The organism is Microbulbifer sp. JSM ZJ756 (assembly GCF_044383805.1).
GTDB classification, from domain to species: domain Bacteria; phylum Pseudomonadota; class Gammaproteobacteria; order Pseudomonadales; family Cellvibrionaceae; genus Microbulbifer; species Microbulbifer zhoushanensis.
The window spans coordinates 205,720-227,464 of record NZ_JBISER010000003.1; the positions used below are offsets into that span (position 1 = coordinate 205,720).

20 protein-coding genes are annotated in these 21,745 nt (G+C 62.6%); 5 read left to right on the forward strand and 15 right to left on the reverse strand.

The genetic code is table 11. The features are described 5' to 3' along the window. The first annotated feature begins 23 nt into the window (after nt 1–23). The gene (locus tag ACH6CX_RS07130) at nt 24–683 is read left to right on the forward strand and encodes a hypothetical protein (protein ID WP_232940391.1); all 660 of its coding nucleotides are present in this window, start codon (nt 24–26) and stop codon (nt 681–683) included. A gap of 233 nt (nt 684–916) precedes the next feature. Here the strand turns inward: ACH6CX_RS07130 and ACH6CX_RS07135 are convergent, their stop codons facing one another. From ACH6CX_RS07135 to ACH6CX_RS07145, 3 genes are read right to left on the reverse strand one after another with little or no spacing between them, the layout of a single operon-like run. Further along, entirely contained in the window at nt 917–1,726 is an 810-nt protein-coding gene (locus ACH6CX_RS07135) for a hypothetical protein (RefSeq protein ID WP_232940390.1), read from the reverse strand. A 9-nt stretch (nt 1,727–1,735) separates the two neighbouring features. After that, complete coding sequence (locus tag ACH6CX_RS07140; protein ID WP_237062346.1) at nt 1,736–2,005, reverse strand: YheV family putative zinc ribbon protein; 270 nt, start codon at nt 2,003–2,005, stop codon at nt 1,736–1,738. A gap of 54 nt (nt 2,006–2,059) precedes the next feature. Continuing rightward, entirely contained in the window at nt 2,060–4,099 is a 2,040-nt protein-coding gene (locus ACH6CX_RS07145; protein ID WP_237062344.1) for a M3 family metallopeptidase, read from the reverse strand. 124 nt (nt 4,100–4,223) lie between these two features. Here ACH6CX_RS07145 and ACH6CX_RS07150 point away from each other — a divergent pair, with 124 nt between their 5' ends. Both ACH6CX_RS07150 and ACH6CX_RS07155 read left to right on the forward strand, forming a co-directional pair. After that, nucleotides 4,224–4,781 (forward strand): gamma carbonic anhydrase family protein, encoded by a 558-nt coding sequence (locus ACH6CX_RS07150; protein WP_232940387.1) that lies wholly within the window; start codon nt 4,224–4,226, stop codon nt 4,779–4,781. Nucleotides 4,782–4,923: 142 nt separating this feature from the next. Beyond that, nucleotides 4,924–5,763 carry a helix-turn-helix transcriptional regulator gene (locus ACH6CX_RS07155; RefSeq protein WP_237062342.1) on the forward strand — a complete coding sequence of 280 codons (840 nt, stop codon included), beginning with the start codon at nt 4,924–4,926 and terminating at the stop codon, nt 5,761–5,763. 126 nt (nt 5,764–5,889) lie between these two features. Here the strand turns inward: ACH6CX_RS07155 and ACH6CX_RS07160 are convergent, their stop codons facing one another. The 5 genes from ACH6CX_RS07160 to ACH6CX_RS07180 all read right to left on the reverse strand — a co-directional run bounded on the left by ACH6CX_RS07160 (nt 5,890) and on the right by ACH6CX_RS07180 (nt 14,003). Further along, nucleotides 5,890–7,305: an FAD-binding oxidoreductase gene (locus ACH6CX_RS07160; protein ID WP_232940385.1), complete on the reverse strand. Its 1,416-nt coding sequence runs from the start codon at nt 7,303–7,305 to the stop codon at nt 5,890–5,892. Between the two features lie 38 nt (nt 7,306–7,343). After that, nucleotides 7,344–9,674: a TonB-dependent receptor gene (locus ACH6CX_RS07165; protein WP_237062334.1), complete on the reverse strand. Its 2,331-nt coding sequence runs from the start codon at nt 9,672–9,674 to the stop codon at nt 7,344–7,346. 223 nt (nt 9,675–9,897) lie between these two features. Further along, nucleotides 9,898–11,304: an APC family permease gene (locus tag ACH6CX_RS07170; protein WP_237062332.1), complete on the reverse strand. Its 1,407-nt coding sequence runs from the start codon at nt 11,302–11,304 to the stop codon at nt 9,898–9,900. 56 nt (nt 11,305–11,360) lie between these two features. Further along, nucleotides 11,361–12,788 (reverse strand): aldehyde dehydrogenase family protein, encoded by a 1,428-nt coding sequence (locus ACH6CX_RS07175; protein ID WP_237062330.1) that lies wholly within the window; start codon nt 12,786–12,788, stop codon nt 11,361–11,363. A 237-nt stretch (nt 12,789–13,025) separates the two neighbouring features. Next, nucleotides 13,026–14,003 carry a LysR substrate-binding domain-containing protein gene (locus ACH6CX_RS07180; protein ID WP_396675246.1) on the reverse strand — a complete coding sequence of 326 codons (978 nt, stop codon included), beginning with the start codon at nt 14,001–14,003 and terminating at the stop codon, nt 13,026–13,028. Nucleotides 14,004–14,178: 175 nt separating this feature from the next. Here ACH6CX_RS07180 and ACH6CX_RS07185 point away from each other — a divergent pair, with 175 nt between their 5' ends. Next, on the forward strand, nt 14,179–15,420 hold the full coding sequence (locus ACH6CX_RS07185) for a Zn-dependent hydrolase (RefSeq protein ID WP_396675247.1): 1,242 nt from the start codon (nt 14,179–14,181) through the stop codon (nt 15,418–15,420). Between the two features lie 121 nt (nt 15,421–15,541). Beyond that, the gene (locus ACH6CX_RS07190) at nt 15,542–16,453 is read left to right on the forward strand and encodes a dimethylarginine dimethylaminohydrolase family protein (RefSeq protein ID WP_232940376.1); all 912 of its coding nucleotides are present in this window, start codon (nt 15,542–15,544) and stop codon (nt 16,451–16,453) included. Between the two features lie 69 nt (nt 16,454–16,522). Here the strand turns inward: ACH6CX_RS07190 and ACH6CX_RS07195 are convergent, their stop codons facing one another. The 7 genes from ACH6CX_RS07195 to dprA form a co-directional block, all read right to left on the reverse strand. Beyond that, entirely contained in the window at nt 16,523–16,924 is a 402-nt protein-coding gene (locus ACH6CX_RS07195) for a hypothetical protein (RefSeq protein WP_232940375.1), read from the reverse strand. Between the two features lie 50 nt (nt 16,925–16,974). Beyond that, nucleotides 16,975–17,787, reverse strand: coding sequence for a shikimate dehydrogenase (gene aroE, locus ACH6CX_RS07200; protein WP_396675248.1), 813 nt, complete (start codon nt 17,785–17,787; stop codon nt 16,975–16,977). 35 nt (nt 17,788–17,822) lie between these two features. Beyond that, nucleotides 17,823–18,254, reverse strand: a complete 432-nt coding sequence (locus tag ACH6CX_RS07205; RefSeq protein WP_232940373.1) for a hypothetical protein — start codon at nt 18,252–18,254, stop codon at nt 17,823–17,825. Nucleotides 18,255–18,288: 34 nt separating this feature from the next. After that, entirely contained in the window at nt 18,289–19,209 is a 921-nt protein-coding gene (gene hemF, locus ACH6CX_RS07210; protein ID WP_334078361.1) for an oxygen-dependent coproporphyrinogen oxidase, read from the reverse strand. Nucleotides 19,210–19,238: 29 nt separating this feature from the next. Then, entirely contained in the window at nt 19,239–19,805 is a 567-nt protein-coding gene (locus tag ACH6CX_RS07215; protein WP_232940371.1) for an L-threonylcarbamoyladenylate synthase, read from the reverse strand. 12 nt (nt 19,806–19,817) lie between these two features. Continuing rightward, entirely contained in the window at nt 19,818–20,333 is a 516-nt protein-coding gene (gene purE, locus ACH6CX_RS07220; RefSeq protein ID WP_232940370.1) for a 5-(carboxyamino)imidazole ribonucleotide mutase, read from the reverse strand. Between the two features lie 235 nt (nt 20,334–20,568). Then, a complete protein-coding gene (gene dprA / locus ACH6CX_RS07225) occupies nt 20,569–21,711 on the reverse strand; it encodes a DNA-processing protein DprA (RefSeq protein ID WP_232940369.1) in 1,143 nt (380 codons plus the stop codon). Between the last annotated feature and the right edge of the window lie 34 nt (nt 21,712–21,745).

Below are 21,745 nucleotides of genomic sequence, written 5' to 3' on the forward strand. Positions count from 1 at the left end.
ACTACACAGCAAAGCGGGTTCCGATGTACAACCAATACCGCCAGATGCAGCGGACGATCGATCTCGCTGTTATGCGAGAGCGCGAGCAGGGCGATTTTCGCCGGCACGTCCACCGGCAATTACCTGCGCTGCACCGCAGCATCCAGTTACCCGAGGGCGACAGTGCACTGCACCTGACCTGCTTTGCGATACGCTATGTACGGAGTGTGCCGCCCTGGTTACACCAGCTGCACCACCAGCTGGCGGCGGCCGACATCGACTTTAACCCGGTGCAGGTGATGATTGACCAGTGCCTGGAGCGGATGTCCGGCATTGCTGGAGAGCGTCCACAGCTGCACACCCTGGTCCCGGAAGCCTACCTGTCGCACCGGGTAATGGAAGAAATCAACGACCGGCTGCAACCACTTTGTGGCGCACCGCTACTGCCCATGGACCCCATGCGCGCGAACCTGGTCATTCGCGGGCTACTGAATGAAAAGCACTGTGAGGAGATGGATTCCGAGAGTGCCCGCCTGGGGCGGGCTTTCATGGACCTGAAGCTCGACAGCGAGATGACGGTGGCCCTGATTCTCTGTCGCCAGCGTTTTAGCCACGATCCCGGCGAGTGGCCGGACCTGGCCCACAGCCTGGAGTTCGGGTTGCTGACCCCGGGTGCGGTAATCAGCAATGATACGGTGCACTAGCCAGGGCAACCTGACGTATATCGGTCTGAAGGGTTATTTTTCGAATTGATTACAGGTTTGTTTACTGGCTGTTTTGCCAGTTATAGAGGATTCCCAATAAAAATATCTTTCCAGGATGGAAGCATGGAGCAGGTCGAATAATAATGGCTGTGCCTGCTCATTATTTTTTACACCCACTTCACAGTCCGCATACATCCCGCTTTTCCAACCGGATTATCCCCCGGCCGGCCCGGTTATTGCTGGCGCTGTAGAACCTGTTTCCAGTTAGCATAGAACTGCCCCTCACCCTGGAATACCGCACTGTTCAACTGGTCAACTTCACTGCGCAGTGCACGATCATGGAAGTACAATCCCCCGGCACGCAGCGTCCAGCCGCGCGGATTCCCGGCAAGCAATTTATAATAGTGGTGCACTCGTCCCGTATGCGCCAGCACCTGCTTCAGGGAGAAGGCTCCGCGCCGGTAGCGGTCCAGGACCTCGCTGTTGATCTGTTGTTCGGCTGCTTGCCGGGTCGCCGCAGAGAGACCTGAATCATTGACCAGTTGGGCGATATCCCGCTGCATATCCTGCAGGTATCGGTCCGCCGCACGCGCCGACACCTCTACTGATGCCAGGCGGCGACGGAGCTGCCGCAATTCGCGCCGGTCACCTAACAGGCGGTTGTCTCCCACCGGCAATTCGGCAAAGGCAGCCAGCGGACGGAATATCGTGCGGTGCTGTGCGTTGGTATGCTCCGTAAACTGTTCACAGATAAGCACCGCTTCCCGCCATTCCGGGTAGTCTTCTCCGGACGACAGTCGCTGCGGCAGCGCGGCGACATTTTTACTCAGCCGCGCTGCCTCGTCCCGGTATAAGTCCGGCCGATCACGCCACTCATTTGCCTGCAGCCGGAACAGTGACAGCAGGCTCTCATTGACACAGCGCGCCAGTAGCTGTGCCGTCTGTTCGCGCTGCTCTTCGCGTACTTCCCGGTAGTGGCCAATAAAGGTAAAAGCAATGATGCCGGCGAGCAGCAGCCCGCCGCAGGCAAGGATTTTCTTCACAGGTTGTTATCAGTCCTGGTTATTCTTTTTAGGTGGCTGGATGATTTTCACCGGTGCCTCATGCTCTGCATCCGGCGTCCGCTGTACCCGCGTGTCCGGGATGCGGGGCGTGGACTGCAGGCGAATTTCGTCCTTGAAACCGCACTCTACACACTCGCGGTAATTGCGATCCCCCTCGCGAAAGTTGACGATTCGGTCCATCGCGCTACAGCGCGGGCAGACCGCCCCGGCAATAAAACGCTTCTTGCCAGTCTGCTTGCCGCCATCTTCTGTACTCATATCAATTTTCCCGATACTGCCTTTGCTTCGGTTGGATGTTTACTGGTGGTGGCATCACGCGGTTTCGGCGGTGGAGTCAATGCCCGAATGGCGCAGCAGCGCATCTATTTTAGGCTCGCGGCCGCGGAATTCAGTGAACAGGTCCAGTGCATCGCGACTCCCGCCCTGCTCGAGGATACAGTGGAGGAAATGCTGGCCAGTGTCACGATCGAAGATACCCTGCTCCTCGAACAGGGAGAAGGCGTCCGCCGACAGAACCTCGGCCCACTTGTAGCTGTAATAACCCGCTGCATAGCCGCCGGCAAAAATATGGCTGAAGCTGTGCTGGAAACGGTTGTCGGCAATCACCGGCACCACCGCGACCCGCGCCCGCACTTCGTCCAGCAATTGCTGGATCTCCTGTGCCGTGGCGCCGCCAGGGCGGCTGTGCAGCAGGAAGTCGAACAGAGCGAACTCCAGCTGGCGCACGGTAAACATGGCTGACTGGAAATTGCGCGCCGCCAGCATTTTTTCCTGCAGCGCCTGCGGCAACGCCGCGCCGGTTTTGTAGTGCCCGGAAATCATGGCGATGGCCTCGGGTTCCCAGCACCAGTTCTCCAGGAACTGGCTGGGCAGTTCGACTGCATCCCAGGCCACACCGTTGATCCCTGAAACCGCGGCCACATCCACGCGGGTCAGCATATGGTGCAAGCCGTGCCCGAACTCGTGAAACAGGGTGGTGACCTCATTGTGGGTCAGCAGGGAGGGCGTATCGCCGGTCGCCGCGCTGAAGTTACACACCAGGTAGGCCACCGGCAGCTGCAGGCCGCCTGCCCCCTGCCGGCGGGTGGTGACCGTATCCATCCAGGCTCCGCCGCGCTTGCGCTCGCGGGCAAACGGGTCCAGGTAGAAGCCGGCGATGCGCTCACCGTCCCGCGACAGCCAGAAGAACTGCACGTCCTCGTGCCAGACCGGCACGGAAGTGTCTTCCTCCACGGTGACCGCGAACAGTTTTTCCACTACCGCGAACAACCCTTCCAGCACCCGCGGAAACGGGAAATAGGGCCGCAGCGCTTCCTGGCTGACGGCGTAGCGAGCCTGCTTGAGTTTTTCCGCGGCCCAGGGGATGTCCCACGGATGCAGGTGGTCCAGGTCCAGTGTTTCCCGCGCGAACGCCTGCAGTTCGGCAAACTCACGCTCGGCGGCGGGCCGGGCGCGGGCCGCCAGGTCTTCGAGGAAGCGGGTTACGGTGGCGGCATCCGTCGCCATCTTGCGGGCCACGGACAGCTCGGCGTAACTGGCGAAACCCAGCAGCTGCGCCTGCTCCGCCCGCAGTGTGAGGATCTCTTCCATTACCGCGGAATTATCGAAGGCGCCGGCCTGGGGGCCCACGTCAGAGGCGCGACTGACGAAGGCGCGATAGACCATTTCGCGCAGGTCGCGGTTGTCGGCGTGGGTCATCACCGCCAGGTAACAGGGTCCATCGAGGGTGATGGTCCAGCCCTCCTGGTCGCGGTTGCGGGCGGCCTCTTCCGCCGCGGCCAGCGCGGTGGCGGGCAGGCCGGCGAGTTCTTCCACATCGCGGGTGTGGTGGGTCCAGGCGTTGGTGGCATCGAGTACGTTATTGGCGAAGCGGCTGGACAGCTCCGCCAGCCGCCGCTTGTTGGCGGCAAATCGCTCGCGCTCCTCGCCGTCCAGGGCGACACCGCCGAGGCGAAAGTCCCGCAGGCCCAGCTCGATCATCTGGCGACGGGCCTGGGGCCATTGGGCAAATTCGTCGCTGTCGGCGATATCCCGGTAGACCTCGAACAGCTCGCGGTTCTGGCCCTGCTCAGTGGAGTAAGCGGTCACTTCCGCCAGGGTCGCTTCGTAGGGGGCGCGCCAGTCACCGCTGAGCACGCTGTTCAGGTGGCTGACCGGGGAAAATGCCCGGCTCAGGCGATCCTCGGCCTCCTCCAGGGGGGCCAGGGTCGTGTCCCAGCCCGGCTGGCGCAGGCCCTCCCGCAGCACTTCCCGGCACGCATCTATCAGCTCCCCTATTGCGGGCTCAGCGTGCTCCGGGTGAAGACGGTCAAAGGGCGGCAGGAGGGCGTTTTCTGACAGCGGATTGGACATGTGGGACCCTGTTCTCTTACATCGGTGCAACAATTGGTTGGGCGAGGCCACGGCTGCGGCGCCGGCAGGTTCGCGGTAGCCCCAGCCTGCTATGATAGCGGACCCATTGTACAGGAGGAGAGGTATGTCCCCATTGCGCCCCCACGGTGACGGCGAGGCGGAAAAGTCACCACAGCTCGGGAACGGTGTTTATATCGACCCGCAATCGGCGGTGATCGGCGATGTCACATTCGGGGATGACTGCTCCGTCTGGCCCATGGCGGTGGTCCGCGGCGATATGCACCGGATCCGGATTGGCGCCCGCACCAGTGTGCAGGACGGCGCGGTTCTGCATATCACCCATGCCGGGCCTTTCAATGAAGCGGGCTGGCCACTGGAGATCGGCGAGGATGTCACCATCGGCCACAAGGCCTGCCTGCACGGCTGCACCGTAGGCAGCCGTGTACTGATCGGGATCGGTGCAATTGTGCTGGACGGCGCCGTGATCGGCGACGAGGTGGTACTGGCCGCCGGGGCCCTGGTACCGCCGGGAAAGAAGCTCGAGAGCGGCTACCTCTATGTCGGCGCCCCCTGCAAGCAGGCGCGGCCACTGACAGAAAAGGAAAAGGAGTTTTTCCGCTATTCGGCCGCCAATTACGTCAAACTGAAGAACCAGTACCTGACCGAGCACGAGCAGTTCTGATTCGCAGCATGGCCACCAGCGGTGGCCGGGCACAGTGTGGACGGCACACCGGCCCGGGTCGCAAAAACACGCCTTCATGAGCCCCGCGCAGGCGCCGCGGGGTCCCGTTCTTTGGTAATATCCGCTGCAACGGGGATGTTTTATGACGACTGCACCAGACCTCAGCCAGTGGCACCAGTGTATTGCCACCCTGCTCGACTGTGAGTCAGATTCACAGCGCATCTACGAACTGCTGAAAGGCGCCGAGGCCCTGGTCAAGGGCAACAGCAGCATGGCAATCATTTACCCTTCCGACAGCGCCCCCGAAATCACCCACCATCGCCTGCTTGCCAACGAGAAGCCCAGCACCCAGGTAGACCGCTATGTCGATGGAGCCTACCTGCTCGATCCTTTTTATCGTGCCGCGGTGGACGATAATCGCCAGGGACTGTTCCTGCTGCGCGAAGTGGCCCCCGATGCGTTCGGGGAGACAGAATATTTCCGCATGTACTATCGCGAGGCCAACCTGACCGACGAGGCCTGTTACCTGGTAGTCGGGGACAGTGGCATTATCGCCAGCCTGTCGATCGGCCGCGCTTCGGATCTCGGTGGCGGGCGGTTTTCACGGCAGGAAGTGGATCTACTGCACGCCCTGTGGCCGCTGGTGGAAAGTGTACTGAGGAAATGGATCAATAATCGCGTCCGTCCCCGGGGCACCGGGGAGAGCTTCGGCAAACGACTCGACAATGCCCTGCGCAACTTTGGCAGCTCAACACTCACCCCACGGGAGTGCGAGGTACTGCACATGACCATGCGCGGCCATTCGATCAAGTCCATGGCGGAAAAGCTCGATGCCAGCGTCGACACGATCAAGACCCACCGCAAGCACATCTATACCAAGCTGGATGTCACCTCGCAGTCGGAACTGTTCTACCTCTTTATCAGCGCCCTGCGTCACCACAGCGGGGCGGACCCAGACCCGCTCTCAAGCCTGGATAGGTAATCCCGGAATATCTGTTGCGGAAATAAAAACGCCCGCACCGCCAGCCCCGCTAACCAATAGGGGGGCGACGCGCGGGCAACGGTTCCCGGTACCTGGAACCACTCGCTTACAAACGTTACTGAGTCGCTATTTCTGCGTTACCGGAAAGCCCATGCGCTCTACCATCCGCACCCAGGGCACTCGCCACCCTCCCTTTTCATCCAGCGTATCCAGTGCGTACATGGTGATCTTGGCGCCGATCCAGCGGAAGGGTTCCGGGGGAATATATGCCGGCTGCGAGCGCGCAAATTTCAACGCACGCTCCGGTACCTTCCTGTCATCCAGAATTGCCAGTGCCACCCGGGCCCCGAAGCGTGTTGCGGTAACGCCGAAACCGGAATAGCCGCCCGCATACAACATCCGGCCGCCATGGTAATGCTGGTAGTGCACCGCCATGCGGGTTGTCAGGGCAATGGGGCCGCTCCATGCATGGGTGAAGCGCACACCCCGCAGCATGGGAAAGGTGCGGTAAAAATTGTCGATCAGTCGCAGATAGGGATCCGGCGTCCTGTCCTCTGCAGGGTCGGTATTGTTGCCAAAGAAATAATCCAGGCGGCCGCCAAACAGGATCCGGTTATCCGCCGTCAGTCGCATATAGTTAAGCTGGGTGCGGGTATCGTAGATACCCTGGCGGTTGTGCCAGCCAATGGCTGCCATCTGCTCCTCGCTCAACGGCTCGGTGACGACGATGCGATCGCGAATGGCGGCAACCCGTTTGCGAATTTTGCGGTTGCCTGCAGCAAAGGCGTTGGTAGCCAGCAGCACGCGGTTGGCCAGCACACGGCCACAGGGAGTTGTCACTTCAACGCCGCCGCTTTTTTTCCGGTTGCTGACCATGGGTGTGTTTTCGTAAATCTGCACTCCCAGTTCCAGCGCTACCCGCTTGAGGCCCCAGGCCAGTTTTGCCGGGTGCACGGTACCACTGCGCTTCTTCGACCAGAGGCCGCCACTGAACAGCGGCGACCGGACTTCGCGCCGTACGCTTTCGGCATCCAGCAGGTGGGCATCGTGGCCGTAGTGGCAATAGAGTTCATGCTCCTTTGCGATATCAGCCAGTCCTTCGTCGCCGATGGCTACGGTCAGCTCACCGCCCCACTCCAGGTCGCAGTCGATTCCATAGCGCTCGATCGTCTCGCGGAACCCGTCGAGGTTTTCCTTGCCCAGTCGCTCCAGCTCCTCCATATCATCCGGGTACAGTCGCTGGGCATTCTGGAGTCCGTGCATTACCGAAGTTGAGAGGATCGCCGCCGGGCGCCCGGAAGCGCCAATGGCAATGCTGCTGGCCTCGATCAGGATCACTTCCCGGGCCGGGTTGGCCTCCTTGGCCTGCACCGCTGCCCACAGGCCGGTGAAGCCCCCGCCCACAATCAGCAGGTCACAGGAAAGGTTTTCCTGCAGGGCCGGCTCCTCCCGTGGACGCTGGGAGTTGTCCAGCCAGTAGGGAAAGAAGGTAGTGTGCTGTAGCGCCGCCAGGGCATCCGCCCGGGTCTGTTCATCTGTCATTGTTGGTCTCTCATCATCGCGGTATCGCCAGCGCAGGATTAATAGAGGTTGTAGCGAACCGACATCCCGAAGGTGGTGGGTGCCTGGCGATAGTAGGAACGGCCTGCAAAACTGGAAAAGGCGTAAGTTTCCGCGCTGCTGTCCTCGATGTTCTTGACCCAGGCGCCGAGCTCCCAGCGACCGTCAAAATCGGACAGGGTTGCTTCAGCATCCCAGGAATGCACGGGACCGGAGAGCGCATTGGCATCCGCAAGCTGGGCGGTCATTTCGCCGCTGTAGGTGTAACTGGTCTGCAGCCGCAGGTTGTAGTCGGCCACCGGCAGGTCGTAGGCCACCAGGCTGTTGTAACTCCACTCCGGGGACTGTGACAGCGCGGCGCCTTCCGGCAGTGGTGCCGCCAGGGCATCGACAAACAGCTGGTTCACACCATCGGCCGCGCCATTGACCGCCGCATTCGCCTCGATACCGCGCATCTCGGCGGTGCCCGGTGCACGCGTAACTTCGCTGTCGAGATAGGCAACGCCCGCCATCAATGTGAGGTTGTCAGTTGGCAACCAGTGCAGGTCCATCTCAAAACCGTTGGTGGTGGACTCGGGGACGTTGACGAGGGTGGTATCGGCCACGGGGAATTCGAGGAAATTACTGAAATCGTCAACGATAATGGTGACCAGGGACTGGCGATCCGTGTAATCAAGACTAAAGATCGCACCGTTCAGCTGAAGCGCGGCATCGAACAGCGTCGCCTTGAAGCCGGCCTCGTAAGAAATCACCTCTTCGGGTTCCACGTAGGCCCAGCTGATATCATCGAGGATCGCGGCACCGTAGTAAGCGCCGGCCTTGTAGCTGTTGGCCACATTGCCGTACAGCAGCAGGTCGTCGGTCAGCTGCCAGTCCAGTCCGAGCTTACCCGTAACCGCGCTCTCGCTGGCGCTGTCATCCAGCGCAGTGATCACGTCATTGAAAGAATAAATATCGTCGTGGTTATTGGAGATACCGTCGAAGCTGCGATCATCCGCGCTGTAGCGAATACCGGCGACCAGGTTGAGGGTGTCATTGAGCGCGGTTTCCGTGTGCAGGTAGGCCCCCCACGAGCCTGTCACCTGCTCATAGCTTGCCGTCAGCAGGTCCCAGCCCTGGACCGGGACATCCGCCGGGTCCAGCACAAAGGTGCTGGCGACGGAATCGGTGACGAAGAATGAATCATCGAAGGTATCTGTCACCGTCACGGTATCTTCGGAAATGTTGACACCGGCCACCCAGGAGACGGCCTCGGCACCGTTGCTCACCAGGCGGAATTCCTGCGACCACTGGCTGATCTCGTTGTCCTGGAACAGATCGAGGATCGCCGCCGACGCACCTCCATAATTGTCGACGACGGCGCGCTCGTAGTTATCCAAAGCACTGATGGAAACCAGGTCAAAAAACTCAAAGCCGTAATTCAGGTTCAGGGACGCGCCGTAGCCGGATTCATCGCGGCTGACGTCCAGGTTGCCGACATTGACCCGGGTCGGGTCGGCAATGCTGTTCAGCATATCGAAGGACGGGTCACCGAAGGCTTCTCCGAGGCCGCTCACCTGGGGCGAAACCGGCGTGGACCTGTCTGAGCTGAAGTAAACCTTTGCCAGTGCCTCGCCATTACCGGCAAAGGGGAACAGGACCTGGCCGCGACCTGCGGCACGATCGACGCTGCCATATTCCCGGCCGGTAATGGCGTCCTCCTGCCAGCCGTCGGCCCTTGACACATTCAGGCTCAGGCGGCCCAGCACCTCGCCGCTGATCTCACCGCTGACAACGCCTGTCAGTTCCGTCGCGTTGTAGTTACCCAGGCCCGCCTCGACAAAGGACTCAAACTCACTGGTGGGCTTGCGACTGATAAAATTGATCGCACCACCGGTGGTATTTTTTCCGTAGAGGGTTCCCTGCGGCCCCTTGAGCACTTCCACCCGCTCGATGTCGAACAGCTGGCCACCGAGGAATGCCGGGTTGCTGGCAAACACCTCGTCGGTGTAAATACCTACCCCGCTGCTGTTATTGGGACTGAAATCATCCAGGCCGATACCGCGGATGGCGAACACCGGGGTGCCACCCGAGGTGGAGTTCACGGTAACCAGGCCCGGCGTGTGTGCACCCAGGTCGACAGCACTGTCGACGCCCATGCTTTCCATCATTTCACCGCTGAGGGCACTGGCAGACACGCCAATATCGTTGACGGACTGTTCGCGCTTCTGCGCCGTAACACTGACTTCCTCGATCTGCCGCGCGGCAGCGGTGGAGGACAGGGCGATACCGGAAACCAGAACACCGGCAATGGCGAAGGCAAGTGAGTTTTTCGGGTAGCCACCGCTGGTGGCACTGACAGGTGAAAGCATAGAGATCCCTCTGGACACAGTTATCTGTTTTATCGTGGGATCCACTATAAAAACCGAATAGAAATTCGGGTATCACCCCAATGGGTGAGTAAGGCGGGTTTCGCTTTATTTTTCCGGGGAACAAAAAAACCCGCGGGTGCGGGTCAAACAGGATGGCGCTGCAGCGCCTGCGGCGCTGCCGGCCGGAACCGGGCCGGATTACGCTGCCCGGTAGCTAGTCAGGTCATGTAGCAGTAACAGGCATTCCACTGGCCCCGGTAATTTTTCCCCTACCCTGCTTCTCCGCCCAGAGAATTGCCAGCTCGCCCAGCAACAGGGTAATTATCGAGCCCACCAGCACCGGCCACTGGATGCCCTCGCCCGGGGTATACACAAACAGGAAGATACTGCCCACCAGTACCAGGACACACAGCGATGTCAGTACCAGTGCCCCGAGATTACCGCCGGGCACACGGAAGGGACGCGAACGCGATGCGTCAGTGCGGCGCATTTTCAGGAATGCCAGGAACATGCCCACGTAGGGGAGCAGGAAAATCACCCCGCTGAAGGCAAACAGGGACCAGAACAGGTCTTCATTGGAATTCACCAGAAAGCCGTACAGGACCAGGATAAAGGTACTCAGTATGCCCATCAGTACGGCCGCGCCTACCGGGGTATTGCGGCTGCGGCTCTTGATCGCAAAAACCTGAGGCAGCTCACCTTCCTCCGCCGCCTCGGCGGCAGCGCGGTTACCGCCGATGGCCCAGGTCACACCGTTGGAGAAGAAGGTATAAAGCGCGGCCAGGCCCAGGGCCATCACCAGCAGGCCACCATATGGCAGCTGGGCAAAAAACATTTCCAGGGTATCCACCAGGCCCTCGACCAGGTCGATGTCCTGTGCCGGGATTGCTGCCAGGATTGCGGTTGTGCCCAGTGTGTAGAGCGCGAGGATAATGACACCCGAGACCAGGATTGAACGCGGGACATCCCGCTGCGGGTTGCGCATTTCCTCGCTGCTGGCACTGATCAATTCGAAGCCGAGCATGCCGTAGATAATAGCGGGGATATACTGCAGGCTGTCGCCCAGGTTCGGCTTAATACTGTCAAAAGTAATCGGGTTGGCAAGTCCGTTGTCCGCGGCATGGAAAATCGCTCCGACAATAATCGCACCGAAAATTATGATCTTGAGGATAGCGCCGATGTTTGGCACCCACTTGCCGACATTCAGTGTAACCACGTTGGCAGCCACCGCGACCCAGGTCAGCACAATGCCGAGGCCGATCTGCCCCGCCACCCCCATCTGCGGCCAGAACAGCTGTTTGGCGACACCGGCAAAGAGAATGAAAATGGCCGGCATCCAGATGGCTACATTAACCCAGTAACTCCAGCTGATACGCGATCCCCAGCGACCGCCGAAGGCATCTCGTACCCAGGCATAAATGCCGCCTTTTTCCGGGTAGGCACAGCCCAGCTCTGCCGATACCAGCGCAAAGGGCACAAAGAAAAACAGCCCCAGGAACAACCACCAGAAAATACTGGAAGTACCGATGGCCGCGGTAGCGGCCAGCGTATCCACCAGCAGGATGGCAGAGACGGTAAACAGGATCATATCCCGCTTGCCAAGGTTCTTTTTAACTACAACGTCCGTCACGGTAAGACTCCCGCGTTATTTCAGTGATTATTATTATCAGCCGGTGGCCATGCGGTTTATGCCGCGGGGGCACCCAGCTGTGCCGATTTGAGCTCGGTAAACTCCTCCACGCCGTGGTGGGAAAACTCGCGACCATTACCACTCTGTTTGTAACCGCCAAACGGAGCGCGGTAATTGAACTCGCCGCCATTGACAAAACACAGGCCGGCGCGAATCCGGCGCGCAATCGCCAGGGCTTCCTCGTGGTTCCGGGCGTATACACCGGAGGACAGGCCATAGGGTGTATCGTTGGCAATACTTACGGCCTGGTCGAGGTCGTCGTAGGCAATCACGCACAGCACCGGTCCAAAGATTTCCTCGCGGGCGATGCGCATGTCGTTGCTGACCCCGGCAAAAACCGTGGGCCGGGCAAAGAAGCCCTGGGGCAGGCCATCCGGTTTACCCGGGCCGCCGCAGACCAGGCTGGCACCCTCATCGAGGCCGACCTGGATGTAGTCCTGCACCTGCTGCCACTGGCGCTCTGACGAGAGCGGCCCCATAAAGGCATTCGGCCCCGTCCCCACCTCGATCTCGGCCACCCGTGTGCGAATAATCTCCAGGGCCTCGTCGTGGCGACTGGCAGGCACCAGCATGCGGGTGAGTGCGGTGCAGGTCTGGCCGCTGTTGAGCATCACATCGTCCACGCCATAGCGGACTGCGGCGGTGAAATCACAGTCGTCGGTGATGATGAACGGGGACTTGCCACCCAGTTCCTGGGTCACCCGCTTTACCGTGGGCGCACAGGCCCGGGCAATCTCGATGCCGGCGCGGGTCGAGCCAGTAAACGAGAGCATGTCCACCTGCGTGTGCTCGCAGAGGGCCTGGCCCACCTCGGGGCCGCGACCCGGCACCAGGTTAAATACACCGGCGGGCAGGCCGGCCTGATGAAGGATTTCCGCCATCAGGTAATCCTGCAGTGGCGTCTGCTCCGAGGGCTTGGTCACCATGGTGCAGCCTGCCGCCAGCGCAGCGCCCACCTTGCCGACAAACTGGTGCAGGGGATAATTCCACGGGTTGATAAAACCGCACACTCCTACTGGTTCGCGCCATACCAGCGAGTGACCGTGTTCGGCGGTTTCCCCGGTTATGGCGGCGTGGTCGGCAAACAGCCGCATGGCCTCGATCGGGCCCTCCACGTGCAGCCAGCCGCTGATATGGCGGGGACAACCCATGCTGGTGGAAACAGCGTCGACAAGAGCTTCCTTCCGGGCCTCCATCAGGTCGGCGACCCGCAGCAACAGTGCGCGTCGCTGATCGGCGGGAGTGATGGCCCAGCCGTCGAAGGCACGGACAGCGGCCTGCACGGCACGGTCCACATCCGCCGGGGTACCGGCGGGCACGCGGCTAACCAGCGCGCCGGTGGCGGGATTGGTGACTTCCAGCCAGTCGGGGGAAGCGGACTCCACCCACCGGCCATCGATATAGATCTTGTTATGGTTTTGCATCTTCTTCGGCTTTTCTACTGCTGTGCGTGGAGTGGCGATCCGGGCACGCTGCCGGCAATTGGCGCCATTTTCGACTGTCCGGGAACCGGAGCTATCGTCTACCAAACAAACAATCTGCGCAATCGTTAATCTTTTTCGAATTATTATTCAGTATGCGTGATCAACAGGGCGGCCACTATCACCTGTTCAGGTGATAGTGGCGGGATTGGCAGGATGGAAGCTGGTGCGCGGCGTGGCTTATGCCCCGGGGCGCGGGCCCTCCGCGGGCTGGGCAAGGGTCTGTTGCAGGACGCGGGCCGGGGGCGCCAGCGGCGCGCCGCGGCTTTCCAGCCACTGGAATACCAGCCCCAGTACCAGGCTGGTGCGGCTGTTCAACCGATCGCTGCGGTCGCTGACCAGGTAGAGCGACTGGCCGATGGTAAACGGGCGCTCGATTACCGTGGCCAGGCGTCCGCTCTTCAGGTCCTCGCTGACCTCCAGGCGGTCCGCAAGGGCCACCCCCATTCCCAGCCGCGCGGCCTCTATCGCCTGGTAGGCATAGTCCACGGATACGGCATTGGCGAGCGGCGCATACTCGACTCCCTGGGCGGTGAACCAGCCGGGCCACTGCTGCTGGCGATCGTGCAGCAGTGGCAGGGCCAGGAGGTCGCGGGGCCGGGCCAGCTTGCCGGCCCCACCCGCCGCCTGCAGCAACTGGGGGCTCGCCACCGGCAGGTAGTGTTCCTGGTACAGCGGGCACACTTCCCGCCCCGGCGCCTGCGGTTCCCCGAGGCAGATAGCGATGTCCACTTCACTGGCAAGGCGTGTCGCGCGCGGCTCGATGGTGACCAGGCGCAGCCGGATTTCCGGGTAGCGGGCCTGCACCTCGCGCAGAATCCGCATCAGCCAGCGCACCGCAATCGTGGCTGTCGAGGCAATCACCACTTCCCCGCTGAGGCTGTCCGGGTCCAGGTACAGCAGTCCCTTCTCCAGCCGCCCGAAGGCGTCGCTGACCACCCGGTGCAACCGCCGCCCGGCCGCGGTGAGTTCCAGCCGGTTGCCGGTGCGCAGGAACAGCGACGTGCCGAGCCGGTCCTCGAGATCCCGGATCTGGCGGCTGAGTGCCGGGTGGGAAACATGCAGTTCGTCCGCGGCGCGGCGCATATGGCAGTGGCGCCCCACGGCGTGGAAGCTTCGCAGGGAGGTGAGGGAGAGGTTCCTGAGCGCGGTGGGCATCGGGTTATCCGGAGTTGGACTGTCACTTCTGGTGCCTTAAAGACACCATAACGGCAATTAAAAGTTAATTGTGTCGATAAATGCAAACCATAGACTGGTGTGCACGGCTCCCGCACGCCTCCCTGGACAGCCCCGGGCGCCGACAGAATAAGTTTAACGACCGGGATTCCCCCTTATGACCGATAACAGCAAGATCCGCGTGGACGGCCAACGCCTGTGGGATTCGCTGATGGCAATGGCGGCCATCGGTGCCACGGATAAGGGCGGCTGCAACCGCCAGGCGCTCACCGACCTGGACAAACAGGGCCGCGACCTCTTCGTACAGTGGTGCCGCGACGCCGGCTGCAGCGTCGACATCGACAGCATGGGCAATATTTTCGCCCGCCGGCCCGGCAGCAACCCGGACCTGCCGCCGGTGCTTACCGGCTCTCACCTGGACACCCAGCCTACCGGGGGCAAGTTCGACGGGGTTTACGGCGTGCTGGCGGGACTTGAGGTGATGCGCGCCCTGAACGACGCCGGCATCGGAACCGCGGCGCCGCTGGAAGTGGCGGTGTGGACCAACGAGGAGGGCGCGCGCTTCTCCCCGGCCATGATCGGCTCCGGGGTCTGGAGCGGCAACTTCGAGCAGGACTACGCCTACGCCCGCACCGACAAGGAAGGCAAGGCCTTCGGCGACGAGCTGCAACGTATCGGCTACCGGGGACCCACACCGGCAAGGGCGCGCCCGCTCACCGCCGCCTTCGAGGTGCATATCGAGCAGGGCCCGATCCTCGAGGCCGAGGAAAAGCAGATCGGTGTGCTGTCCGGTGTGCAGGGCATGTACTGGTACGACCTGACCCTCACCGGCCAGCCATGCCACGCGGGACCCAGCCCGATGGAGGGACGCCGCGACCCGTTTATGGCCCTGCACCGCGTGCTCGACCGCCTTTACCGGCTGGCGGAAGAGTTCGCCCCCTGGGCCCGTGTCACTTTCGGCGATATCCGCGCCGAGCCCGGCAGCCGCAACACCGTGCCGGAGAAACTGGTGCTGGCGGTGGACCTGCGCCACCCGGAGCAGGAAGTGCTGGACGAAATCGACCGTCGCTTCCGCGAAATTACTGCGGAGATTGCGGCCGATACCGGTGTAGAGGCCGAAATTCGTGATGAATGGCGCTCACCGGCGGTGGCCTTCGCGCCACCCTGCGTGGAGGCCGTGCGCGCCGCCGTAGCCGAGCTCGGCTACAGCAACAAGGAAATGGTCTCCGGTGCCGGCCACGACTCCGTCTATGTCTCCCGCGTGGCCCCCACCGGCATGATCTTCGTGCCCTGCGAAAAGGGCCTGTCCCACAACGAGGCCGAGAACGCGGAGCCGGCAGACCTGGAAGCCGGCGCCAATGTACTGCTGCACGCCATGCTGAAGATGGCGAACGACTGAGCAGCGGTAAAAACAAACCCCTTCACCTGAAATGAAGACCCCGGTGTCGGGGTCGCCCTGGAGGGGAATCAAGGCCACCGGGCCCCGGTGCCCGAAAGATTTTCAAGAACCCGAGGCAGCAATGACCGAATTCACCTACAAACACCGCAACGACAACGGCAACACTGCGGCGCTTGGTCGCTGGGGCATCGATTCCGAGCACGGCGTGCTCACCGACCTGCTCGTCGGCCCTATCGACCACTACACCTGGCAGACCGGCAACGCCGCCTCGCGCCGCTCGTTGCGCCTGGGACGCCAGTTCGATGCCGCCGTGGCAAAGCGCCAGTATCAGGAGATGCTCGACGCCTACAGACATGCCGGAGTGAACACTCACCTGCTGCCGGCGGATGAGAACCTCCCCTACCAGCTGTACGCCCGCGACTCCTCCGTAATGACCCCCTGGGGCCCGATCGTGACGCAGATGTACAGCCCCTGGCGCCGCGGCGAGTGGGTCGACGTGGTAAAGACTTACGAAAAGCTCGATATCCCCATTTACGACATCATCACCGCCGGCAGTCTCGAGGGTGGCGATTTCATGGTGCTGGAACCGGGCGTGATCCTGTGCGGCTACAGTGGCGAGCGCACTTCACCCCAGGGCTTCCAGCAGATGAAAAACTGGATCGAAAAAGAGGGCTGGGAGGTCAGGGGCTATGAATTCGACCCCTACTTCCTGCATATCGATGTACTGGTGGCGGCATTGGCGGAGAAGCTGGTGGCGGTGTGCGTCGACGCCGTGGAGCCGGAACTGGTGCAGTGGTTCAGGTCGCGCAACTTCGAGATCATCGATATCTCCTACCCGCAGGTGATGGAGCTGGGCGTCAATGTCGTCGCACTGGGCAACGACCGGGTGATGCTGCCGGCCGACAACACCGAGCTGAAGGAAAAGTGTCGCGCCCGCGGCCTGGAAGTGATCGATCCGGATATCTCCATGATCACCGCCGGCGGTGGCGGCGTTCACTGCATGTGCCAGCCGCTGGCTCGCAAGCCGGGATAACAGCGCCCAGGATCCACAACAAAAAAGGCGGCCATTGGCCGCCTTTTTTACTTGTTTTTTCCCTTCCGCTTACTTGCCCTGGGCCCGCATCAGGCCGGACGCCCCGATCCCGCCGGCCGCACAGGCCATGACAATCACCAGCGGCGTCAGCGCCCCCAGGTGCATGGCACCGAAGCCATAACCACGCATGGGCAACAGCAGGAACAGCATGATGCCGGCGGGAATCAGCGACAGGAAAAAGCCCCGCTCCACCCACGACCGCTGCCAGGGCAACAGGAAAATCAACCCGCAGATACCGCCCCAGACAATTCGCTGGTAGAGGTAGGCATTGGACAGGTAGGGGGCGATATCGACACCGACCCAGCGGGTGAATCCGTGGTACCCCATGGCCCACAGCCCCAGGGCGTAGCACAGCCCACCGAATGCACCGGCAGCAAAACAGAAGGAAAGGTTTCTCAGGAATTCGCGCACGTTTTACCTCAAATCAACGTCGTTTATTGTTTTTCCAGACAGCGAAGACGCTAGAGCGCGACTCGCAGGCGTTGCAACACCGGCTCTACTTCGGGATAGACACCGCGCCAGAGGTAGAAGGACTCCGCCGCCTGCCCCACCAGCATTCCCAGGCCGTCAGCGGACTCCGCGCCCTGATCGGCGGCCCAGCGCATAAAGGCGGTTGGCTCCGCACCATAGACCATGTCGTAGGCGCGGCAACCCGGGGCCAGCACGCTGTCCGCGATCGGTGGCGCCTGGTCACTGAGGCTGGCAGAGCTGGCGTTGATCACCAGGTCGTACTCACCGGGGATATCCTCCAGGCCGCCGCCGCTCAGCGGGCCAATACCGGCAAAGGTCTCGGCCAGCTGCAGGGCCCTGGCCGCGGTGCGGTTGGCAATATGCAGTGCGGCCGGTTTTTCCTGCAACAGTGGCAGCAGCGCGCCCCGCGCCGCGCCGCCGGCCCCCAGCAACAGGATCCGCTGGCCGCGGGGGGTCCAGCCCAGCCGCACCAGGTCGGCCACCAGCCCGGCACCGTCGGTATTGTCCCCGAGGATAGAGCCATCTTCCTCGCGCTTGAGCGTATTGACCGCCCCGGCCGCCTGCGCCCGGGGCGTCAGGGTATCGGCAAAGGCGCAGGCATCGAGCTTGAAGGGTACGGTGACATTGAGGCCGCAACCGCCCCCGGTAAAGAATTCCCGCGCGAAGCGGGCAAAATCGTCCCGCTCCACCAGTTCACGGCCGTAGTCCAACTGCTCACCGGTCTGCTCGGCAAAGGCGCGATGAATCTGCGGTGACCTGGAGTGCGCGATCGGGTTGCCGACCACGGCATATTGATCTCTCATCTGTGTTTCCGTCCGCTGGCAGGTTGGCCGGCGTATCAACGCCGGCGCAGCGCTTCGCGAATCCGGCGGGTTTCATCCACGGCGACCAGGCCATCGATCTTCAGTGTGCCCTCGAAATCACTAACCAGGTAGCGGGTGGTGGCGCTGTAGACTTCCGCGCTGCTGTTGTTTTCCCGGCGCAGCAACACCCAGTTCAGTGACACCTGGGCACTGTTTTCATTCAACTCGGTGATATCGGAGACAGCGCCGACAATCTGGTCGACGCCGAGGCGCCGGTATATCGCCAGCAGCCGCGCCACCAGGACGACAAAGTCGTTCCGGTTCACCGCGGCCTTGCCGCCACGCTCACTGTAATAGTGCAGCGGGAAGCGGTAGAAATCCGCGACCTGCTCGGCATCCCCGCTCTCGAAGGTGCGTCGGTACTCCACAAACAATCGGTTGATGGCCTGTTCGCGCGCCTGGTCCAATGTCCTGTCCCCCTGAGTAAATCGAGCCGCTGTATCAGACCCAGTCACGGGCCGGCAGGAAGTCGGAATACAGCCGCGCCTCGGCAGAACCGGGCTCGGGATGCCAGTCGTACTCCCAGCGCACCAGTGGCGGCAGCGACATAAGGATGGACTCCGTACGGCCACCACTCTGCAGGCCAAACAGCGTCCCCCGGTCGTAGACCAGGTTGAATTCCACATAGCGACCGCGCCGGTAGAGCTGGAAGTCCCGCTCGCGCTCGCCGTAGGCGGTGTCCTTGCGCCGCTGCACAATCGGCAGGTAGGCGTCCAGGTAGCTGTCCCCCACCGCGCGCATCAGGGCGAAGGCGTTGTCGAAGCCGCCGTCGTTGAAGTCGTCGAAAAACAGCCCGCCGACACCCCGGGCCTCATCCCGGTGCCTGAGGTAGAAATAATCGTCGCACCACTGCTTGAAGCGCGGGTAGACCTCCTCCCCGAAAGGCTGGCAGGCTTTCTTTGCCGTCTGGTGCCAGTGCACCACATCCTCTTCCACCCCGTAATAGGGCGTCAGGTCATAGCCGCCGCCGAACCACCAGACCGGCTCGGCACCGGGCTTCTGCGCCACGAACAGGCGCACATTGGCATGGCTGGTGGGCACATGGGGGTTGCGCGGGTGGATCACCAGCGACACGCCCATGGCCTCGAAGGAACGGCCTGCCAGCTCCGGCCGGTTGGCCGTGGCCGAGGGCGGCAGGCCATCGCCGAACACATGGGAGAAATTCACCCCGCCTTTTTCGATCACGCTGCCGCCCTCCAGCACACGGGAGCGGCCGCCGCCACCGCCGGGGCGTTCCCAGCTGTCTTCGCGGAAAGTGCTGCCATCCTCGGCCGCCAGGGCCTGGCAGATCTGGTCCTGCAGTTCGAGCAGGTAATTTTTCACCGCCGCGATAGCCAGTGCGGTGGAATTTGCATCGCTCATGGTCAGAAGTTCGCTTTCTGGGGAATGGTTCAGCGGCCCGGTCGCAGGACATCGCCGCTGATCAGGTCGCGGATCTCGCTGGGGGTTGCCCGTCCGCCGGTGGCACCGCCGCCGACAAAATCCAGCGCACCGCCGAAGTAACGCAATACCTGGTACTTGTGGCGCGGCGGTTGCGCGCCCCCCGGGTTGGCGGATGTGGACACGATAGCACCGCCGAACTCCCGGCATAAAGCCGCCGTGAATGGATGCGCTGTGCAGCGCAGGGCCACGGAGTGATGGGCGCCGCTGATCCAGGGAGGCACGCGGCCGAAGTGGGGTACCAGCCAGGTGACAGGCCCGGGCCAGGTGCGGTGTAGCTGCTGCAGCTGGTTGCCGGTGAGGTTGTCCAGCAGGGGGGAGAAATCGTCCTCGTCACCGGAGACCAGGATCAGGCCCTTGGCCAGCGGGCGATTCTTCAGGCGCAGCAGGCGCTCGACCGCGTCCCGGTTATGCGGGTCGCAGGCGAGCCCCCACACCGATTCGGTGGGATGCGCAATCACGCCGCCCGCGGCGAGGACGCGGGCGGCGAAGCGGACATCCAGTGGCGATACCGCCATGATCGGATCCGCTTACTTGGACTTGCGCTGCTCGAGGTTTTTCTGCAGCTGCTCGTCCTTGGCGATGATCGCCTCGGCGTTGGCACGACGCTCATCCACCAGCTTCTGGTGCATCTCCTTGTCGGAGGAGCCGATGATCTGCGCGGCCAGGTAGGCGGCGTTCTTGGCACCGGCCTTGCCGATCGCCACGGTCGCCACCGGGATACCACCGGGCATCTGCACGGTGGACAGCAGGGCGTCCAGGCCGTCCAGGGAAGCATTGATCGGTACACCGATCACCGGCTTCAGGGTAGTAGCGGATACCGCACCGGCCAGGTGGGCGGCCATGCCGGCGGCACAGATAAAGGCCGCACAGCCGCGCTGGTCGGCATCGGTAACGTACTTGTGGGTGTTTTCCGGGGTGCGGTGGGCGGAAGTGACTTTCACTTCAAAGGGAATGTCGAACTTCTCCAGCACGCCAAAGGCGGCTTCCATTACTGGAAGGTCGGAATCAGAACCCATCAGGATGGCGACAAAAGGCTTGCTCATTTCAGCTCTCTCAACACAGTCGATGCGGTAAAGACGCGGCAATCTAGCGGATTGGCCTGCGCAAAACAAGTTCCGCCCCGGGGTCTCGCCTGGGCTGTGGTCACCGCCCCTTGTTTCGGGCCGGCCGCGCGCGGGGGGAGCTTCCAACAATAAAGCGCAAATCGCGGCGGCGTGGGGTGTTTCCGGCGCCACCACACCAAGGATGTGCCGGGTCGGCGCCGCTTTCACTGCCATATCAGTCTGCAGCAGTCAGCTGCGCCTGCAGGTGGGTGGCGCCCCGCGCCGTCAGCTGGAAGCCACCGGGCACCTGCTCCACCAGCCCGGCCAGTTCCATGCGCAGCAGTATCGCCATCAATTCGCCTGCCGCGGCGCCGGTATCGGCCGCCAGTTGCTCCAGGCTGCGCGGGTCCCCGCCCAGCGCTACCACCAGCCGTCCCTCTTCCACCGGCAGCGCCTCGAGGGTGGCCGGCGGTGCCGTCGCCGGTACATGTATCCCCCCCAGCTGGGTAACGATATCCGACGCGGTCTCCACCAGCGCCGCGCCCTGTTTGATCATTTCATGGCAGCCGCGGGCCAGCGGGTTGTGGATGGAACCGGGGATGGCGAATACCTCGCGGTTCTGCTCCAGCGCCAGGCGCGCGGTGATCAGGGAACCCGAGCGGACCGCCGCCTCCACCAACAATACCCCCCGGGCGAGGCCACTGATGATACGGTTGCGGCGCGGGAAGTTGGCGGCCTCGGCGGCGCTGCCGAGCGGCTGCTCACTCAGCACCGCACCGCCGCGATCGATGATTTCTGCGGCCAGCGCATCGTGGCGACGGGGGTAGATCCGGTCGATGCCGCTGCCGAGCACTGCCAGCGTGGCACCGCCGGCATCGAGCGCACCGCGGTGCGCAGCGGCATCCACGCCCAGCGCAAGTCCCGAGGTAATGGCAAAACCCCCGGCGGCCAGTTCCCGGGCAAAGGCGTGGGCATTGTCCAGCCCGGCGCGCGAGGCGCGGCGGGCACCCACCACCGCCACCTGCGGCAGGTGCAGGGCGGCAACATTGCCCTTGAGGTAGAGGACAGGTGGTGGCCGGGAAATCTCCCGCAGCAGGGCCGGGTAGTCCTCGTGGGAGTGTTCCAGGGGCTGTATGCCGCGGTCACGACAGCGCGCCTGCTCCTCCCGCACCCATTGCAGCAGTGCACAGTCACTACCGCGCTGGCGATATTCACGCCATTGCTGGCGCGCCCGCGGGGGGAGCCTGTCGAGCAGTGACTGGGGCAGGGAATCAAGGGCCGCGGCAGCGGAGCCGTAACGGTCCAGCAGTTGCCAGTAACGGGCGGGGCCCAGGCCCTCCAGGCGCAGCAGGGCCATGGTGGGAGTCAGCGCATCCATGCGTCTTCCGGAGTTTTGTCAGGTGGCGCGCCCG

Coding starts and splice junctions, on each gene's coding strand:
- hemF (WP_334078361.1), bottom strand. CDS start 19,209: ATGAGCGATGCAAATTCCACCGCACTGGCTATCGCGGCGGTGAAAAAT.
- purE (WP_232940370.1), bottom strand. CDS start 20,333: ATGAGCAAGCCTTTTGTCGCCATCCTGATGGGTTCTGATTCCGACCTT.
- ACH6CX_RS07140 (WP_237062346.1), bottom strand. CDS start 2,005: ATGAGTACAGAAGATGGCGGCAAGCAGACTGGCAAGAAGCGTTTTATT.
- dprA (WP_232940369.1), bottom strand. CDS start 21,711: ATGGATGCGCTGACTCCCACCATGGCCCTGCTGCGCCTGGAGGGCCTG.
- ACH6CX_RS07180 (WP_396675246.1), bottom strand. CDS start 14,003: ATGCCCACCGCGCTCAGGAACCTCTCCCTCACCTCCCTGCGAAGCTTC.
- ACH6CX_RS07150 (WP_232940387.1), top strand. CDS start 4,224: ATGTCCCCATTGCGCCCCCACGGTGACGGCGAGGCGGAAAAGTCACCA.
- ACH6CX_RS07165 (WP_237062334.1), bottom strand. CDS start 9,674: ATGCTTTCACCTGTCAGTGCCACCAGCGGTGGCTACCCGAAAAACTCA.
- ACH6CX_RS07160 (WP_232940385.1), bottom strand. CDS start 7,305: ATGACAGATGAACAGACCCGGGCGGATGCCCTGGCGGCGCTACAGCAC.
- ACH6CX_RS07145 (WP_237062344.1), bottom strand. CDS start 4,099: ATGTCCAATCCGCTGTCAGAAAACGCCCTCCTGCCGCCCTTTGACCGT.
- ACH6CX_RS07215 (WP_232940371.1), bottom strand. CDS start 19,805: ATGGCGGTATCGCCACTGGATGTCCGCTTCGCCGCCCGCGTCCTCGCC.
- aroE (WP_396675248.1), bottom strand. CDS start 17,787: ATGAGAGATCAATATGCCGTGGTCGGCAACCCGATCGCGCACTCCAGG.
- ACH6CX_RS07155 (WP_237062342.1), top strand. CDS start 4,924: ATGACGACTGCACCAGACCTCAGCCAGTGGCACCAGTGTATTGCCACC.
- ACH6CX_RS07185 (WP_396675247.1), top strand. CDS start 14,179: ATGACCGATAACAGCAAGATCCGCGTGGACGGCCAACGCCTGTGGGAT.
- ACH6CX_RS07190 (WP_232940376.1), top strand. CDS start 15,542: ATGACCGAATTCACCTACAAACACCGCAACGACAACGGCAACACTGCG.
- ACH6CX_RS07130 (WP_232940391.1), top strand. CDS start 24: ATGTACAACCAATACCGCCAGATGCAGCGGACGATCGATCTCGCTGTT.
- ACH6CX_RS07175 (WP_237062330.1), bottom strand. CDS start 12,788: ATGCAAAACCATAACAAGATCTATATCGATGGCCGGTGGGTGGAGTCC.